The organism is Sedimentitalea sp. (assembly GCF_039973035.1).
GTDB lineage: Bacteria > Pseudomonadota > Alphaproteobacteria > Rhodobacterales > Rhodobacteraceae > Sedimentitalea.
Genome location: NZ_JBDWLR010000030.1, coordinates 1 through 4,448, shown reverse-complemented (window position 1 = coordinate 4,448; position 4,448 = coordinate 1). Strand labels below are relative to the sequence as shown.

4 protein-coding genes and 2 pseudogenes are annotated in these 4,448 nt (G+C 52.9%); 1 reads left to right on the top strand and 5 read right to left on the bottom strand.

Features of this window, described 5'->3' with window-relative positions; translation table 11 throughout:
* Nucleotides 1-125, top strand: a 125-nt coding sequence (locus ABJO75_RS07385; RefSeq protein WP_333483675.1) for a transposase, incomplete at its 5' end; no start/stop codon positions are given.
* 371 nt (nucleotides 126-496) lie between these two features.
* Here ABJO75_RS07385 and ABJO75_RS07380 read toward each other — a convergent pair.
* From ABJO75_RS07380 to ABJO75_RS07360, 5 genes and pseudogenes are all read right to left on the bottom strand, one after another.
* Complete coding sequence (locus tag ABJO75_RS07380; RefSeq protein ID WP_348126648.1) at nucleotides 497-1,783, bottom strand: TRAP transporter large permease; 1,287 nt, start codon at nucleotides 1,781-1,783, stop codon at nucleotides 497-499.
* Nucleotides 1,780-2,304, bottom strand: coding sequence for a TRAP transporter small permease (locus ABJO75_RS07375; RefSeq protein WP_348126646.1), 525 nt, complete (start codon nucleotides 2,302-2,304; stop codon nucleotides 1,780-1,782). The genes ABJO75_RS07380 and ABJO75_RS07375 overlap by 4 nt, the downstream gene beginning before the upstream one ends.
* Before the next feature lie 149 nt (nucleotides 2,305-2,453).
* Nucleotides 2,454-3,419 carry a TRAP transporter substrate-binding protein gene (locus ABJO75_RS07370; RefSeq protein ID WP_348414038.1) on the bottom strand — a complete coding sequence of 322 codons (966 nt, stop codon included), beginning with the start codon at nucleotides 3,417-3,419 and terminating at the stop codon, nucleotides 2,454-2,456.
* 404 nt (nucleotides 3,420-3,823) lie between these two features.
* Nucleotides 3,824-4,234 (bottom strand): annotated as a pseudogene (locus ABJO75_RS07365) (IS5/IS1182 family transposase); the annotation flags it as partial.
* A gap of 44 nt (nucleotides 4,235-4,278) precedes the next feature.
* A pseudogene (locus tag ABJO75_RS07360) lies at nucleotides 4,279-4,448 on the bottom strand (ISKra4 family transposase); the annotation flags it as partial.

Genomic DNA, 4,448 nt, shown 5'->3' with positions numbered 1-4,448 from the left:
ATCGCATCGAGATCATGTTCGGCAGGTTGAAAGATTGGAGACGGGTCGCGACCCGATACGACAGGTGCCCGAAGGTCTTCCTCTCCGCAATCGCGCTAGCGGCAACCGTCATCTATTGGCTATGAGTCCTGACCCTAGCATCGGGATGATGCCTTCGGTCTGATCCAAACGGAAAGGTTGACCGTTCAGGCAAGCGGCTTTCGGGAAATGATAAAACTTGTGTCAGGTTGGCCATAGTGCGGCCGACCTTTCTTATAGCATTTGCCTGAAATACCAATTGTTCGCCGAACGAGAGAACAATTGCTTCGCACAACATAGTGACCGCAACGAATGGCATTTCCATCTCACAGGTTTCTTAGTGTGGACCCTTCATCACCAATGCAAAGACGCGCACCCGTTGCGGCGCGCGTCCTATACCAGTCGTTGCGCGAGGAGCCGGGCTTACCGAGGCGTGGGGACCTTATCGCTCGCGCGCTTAGTTTACGCGCTAAAGAGATCACGCATAGCCAAACAGCCGAGGCAAGTACATCGTGAAGAAGGGGACGTAGGTAATCAGTAACAATACTGCCATTTCTGCAGCGACAAAGGGCATGATCGCCTTACTAAGCGGCATGAGCTTCACCCTCGAAACGCCACAAGCGGCAAAGAGCACCAGTCCGAACGGTGGGGTAACCAATCCGATGGTCAGGTTCACACAAGTGATCAACCCAAAGTGGATCGGATCCACGCCATAGGTGTAGGCGATCGGTGCAATTAGTGGTCCAAGCACGATAATGGCGAAACCCATATCAAGAACCATCCCGAGAATTAGAAACAGGATGTTTATCAACAACAGGAAGACATATTTGTTTTCAGTAAGTGCGACGAAAGCCAGCGTCGCGCTTTCTACCAAGTTGTAATAACTCACCAGCCAACTAAACGACTTTGCACAAGCAAGAAGAAACATAATCATCGCGGTGGCTTGGACGGTATGTTTCAGAATGGGTGCGATATCACGCCAGCTGAGCGTGCGATAGAACAGGAAGCCAATCGCAAGCCCGTACATCACTGCTACTGCCGAGGCCTGTGTCGGGCTGAAAAACCCACCCAGAATACCACCCATGATGATAGCCGGAAGTAGCAATGCAGGGATACTTCGTACAACTGCGACTAGAAGATTGACAATCCCGACAAACGGCGCGCGCTCACCAAAGCCGCGACGAACGGCGACAATGTAAGCTGTTCCCATAAGGAAAATCGCGACAAGTATTCCCGGTAAAATACCGGCCAAGAACAATCCCGCTATCGATACATTCATAACCGATGCGTAAAGCAACATAGGAATCGACGGTGGAATGATCGGCCCGACGACTGAACTCGCCGCAGTTACCGCCGCGCTGTAGTCCTCCTCATAACCTTTTTCTTTCATGGCCGGGATCATGATGCCGCCAACAGCCACGGTGTCCGACACGGCAGATCCCGTAATCCCGGCGAAAAACATGCTGGCGACGATATTTGTATGTGCCAGCCCCCCCCGGATCCAGCCGACAAGAGCACCCGACAGGTCCATAAGCCGGTCCGTAATTCTGGCACGGTTCATAATTTCCCCCGCCATGATGAAAAACGGAATTGCTAGAAGAAGAAGATTTTCGGTCGAGGAAAACATTCGTTGAGGAATTTGCAAAAACAAACGGGGATCGCCGATGTCGACATACACAAAGATCGTCATCAACACGAGGCAGAGCGCGATAGGCACGCCAAGAACTAGCAGGGGAATAAAGCTGCCAAAAATAATTCCGATCATATCGATGCCTCCTCGACTTTATCCATCAGGTCGTCTTTTTCGGGTGCGCCAGGTAGCGCCGCACCGACAGCATTCAGGCCAAGTATTAGGCCCCCCAAGGGCACCGACAGGTAATAATAGAATAAACTGATATCCAGATAGAGCGAGGTCTGAGACCGCCCTACGAATTGGGCCATTTTATAGCCATGGTAGACCATCACCCATGAAACGATCAGAGTCAGAACCATAAAGATGACTTTGATCACATTCATTTGGCGCGGCCCCAGGTAATCGTGCAGGATGTCGACACCGATATGACCATTGCGGCGCGCGATTGCCCCTGCTCCGGAGAAGACGAGCCATGCGAACAGCAACACGCTAATCTCTTCGACCCAAACCAATGAGCTACCCATAAGTTGCTCTACGATGATTCCCCCCGCATTAACGAGAAGCAACACCGCTGCCAGCGTCATAGCGAACGCCAAGGTCACGCGTTCAAGATGCGTCAGGAAGGTTTGATAGAGTTCGATAGTTTTCTTCATTCCGCTCTCTCCCCGAAATGATTATGCATCCACCCGCCACGCTAGAAATTTGCGGCAAAACGAATTCTGACAAGGATAAATCCCCGTCGGCTGCTTCAATAAAAAGAGGGAGCCGTTGCCGGCTACCCTCTGGATTTTAAGTCAGGGTGTTAGCCTTGCTGTTCTGAAGATGCCTTCATGATTTTATCAACCCAAGCCTGACCGTCATCACCGATTTTCCGTACAATGATGTCGATGTAAGGTTGTTGGGCCAGAGATCGAAACTGCTCGATTTCTTCAGGTGTCGGAAAGTAAAACTCGGCGCCTTCGGCCTCCATCGATTCCTGCACGACCAGCGAACTGAGGTAGGAATGTGCATTCCCAACACGGGTGTAAAGATCGGCACCTTGAAGCACAATTTCTTGCAGCTCCGGCGAAAGAGACTGGAAGAACTCTTCATTCATCAAGAGCGGGTGAATGTTATAGCTGTGGCGGGTCATCGTCACATAGGGGTTCACCTCATACAGCTTCTTGGAGAACATCGAGTAAAGCTCGGTGTCGTGCCCCTCTGCCATTCCGGATTGCAGCGATGTGTACAACTCGCTCCATGTGATTGTTACCGTCTTTGAGCCCCAAGCGCGGAACATGGCAAGCAAACCGGGATTCTCTGGCACCCGCATGGTCATACCGTTCAGGTCTTCAGGACTACGGATCGGCTTGTCAGTATAGATGTTACGGAAACCCGCACCATCTGCCCAACCCAAAACGCGAAGACCGGTCCGCTCAAGAACCAGATCCGCCAGCTCTTCACCTACGGGGCCTTCCATCACTTTCCATGCGCTCAAGTTTGAGTCGAACACGTAAGGAATTTGAGTAATCGCAATTTCTGGAACGAAGGGAACCATGATCGACGTATATGCACCCGCGACCTGAAGCGTACCCAGCTGGGCGGATTCAATCATGGTCCGACCGTTTCCCAGCGAACCGTTGGGATACACTTCCACTTCGATAGCGCCGCCTGACTGGGTTTCTACGTAATGCTTGAACGCATTGACACCAGCGGTTCGGCCAGCACCAGGCAGTTGTGTTTCCGCCTCGGACGCGTGTCCCAGCTTAATAACGATTGGCTCGGCCACTGCCGGACCAAACAGCGAAACCGCCGTTAGTGCCGCGCCAAATATACAGGCCGTTAGTTTAGTCATTGGATGTATCCTCCCTGATGCATCACTGTGATCGTCCTCCCCCGACTGTTTACACAACATACGGGTTTTAGATTTTTAAAACACTATTTCGAAAACGTGCAGCTGTCGACCAATTTTTATCACAAGGTGCGCTGCTGGGATCGTTAAGTTATCGGAGTTTCGGTCGGCGAAAGCCGTGACACTGGATCTCAAGCAGCCTTCAACTCACGCGTGATGTCGTCCCAAATCCAGTGGGCATCGGCTCCGGTTTGGCGATAGGCAGCGGCTGAAAGTGAACTTCGTCCGCGTTGTTGCAGGGAGGATGAAGATGTCGGAACGCGCCCTACCCGAGACGGAATTCAGGCGGTGCGTTCGAAATTTGGGCGGCCAAGTCCGGTCATCCGGTTAAGGATGCGGCGACCAATCCCGGCCTCTGTCTTTTGATTTTCGAATCCGCGCGCCTTGAGCTTGGCCCCGATGACGGTCTTCCAACGACCCATCAGGGTTTCACCTCGGCTGCGTTGATTGTAGCCAGTGGCTTTCTGCTAGGCCATCCGCCCGTCGGCGGCGATCTCGGCGATCTGGCAGTCACGTGCCGTCGGATCTTTGGCAGCATTGGGGCTCAGGATTGCGTTTCTGGGAGGCGGGACAGTGACCTCGATCATCGATCCGAACCGAGCGGCAAGCAAATCAGATGTTGGTTCACCGTCGTAAGCGCCGTCTGCAAGGAACCGATCAACCGGACTGTCGACTTGATCCAGGAGATCTGGGCCGTGTTGCACATGTCACGTGGGAGTGGGCAAAAGTTGGGGGTCTACGCAGCGAATGCAGTATATGAGTCGGTCAAGCGCCCGTCGAGGGCAGCGGCTCTCGCTACGGCTACGTTGTGTGCACCTTCTGGCGACCATCGCATGTGTCTGCGCTTGCCCATTCGCACATTTCCAATGTCATCGACGCAGCCTTCGGCCCGAGACGTTGAAATCG

Excerpts from the sequence above, each read along its gene's own strand:
- ABJO75_RS07380 (WP_348126648.1), bottom strand. The coding sequence starts at position 1,783 with ATGATCGGAATTATTTTTGGCAGCTTTATTCCCCTGCTAGTTCTTGGC.
- ABJO75_RS07375 (WP_348126646.1), bottom strand. The coding sequence starts at position 2,304 with ATGAAGAAAACTATCGAACTCTATCAAACCTTCCTGACGCATCTTGAA.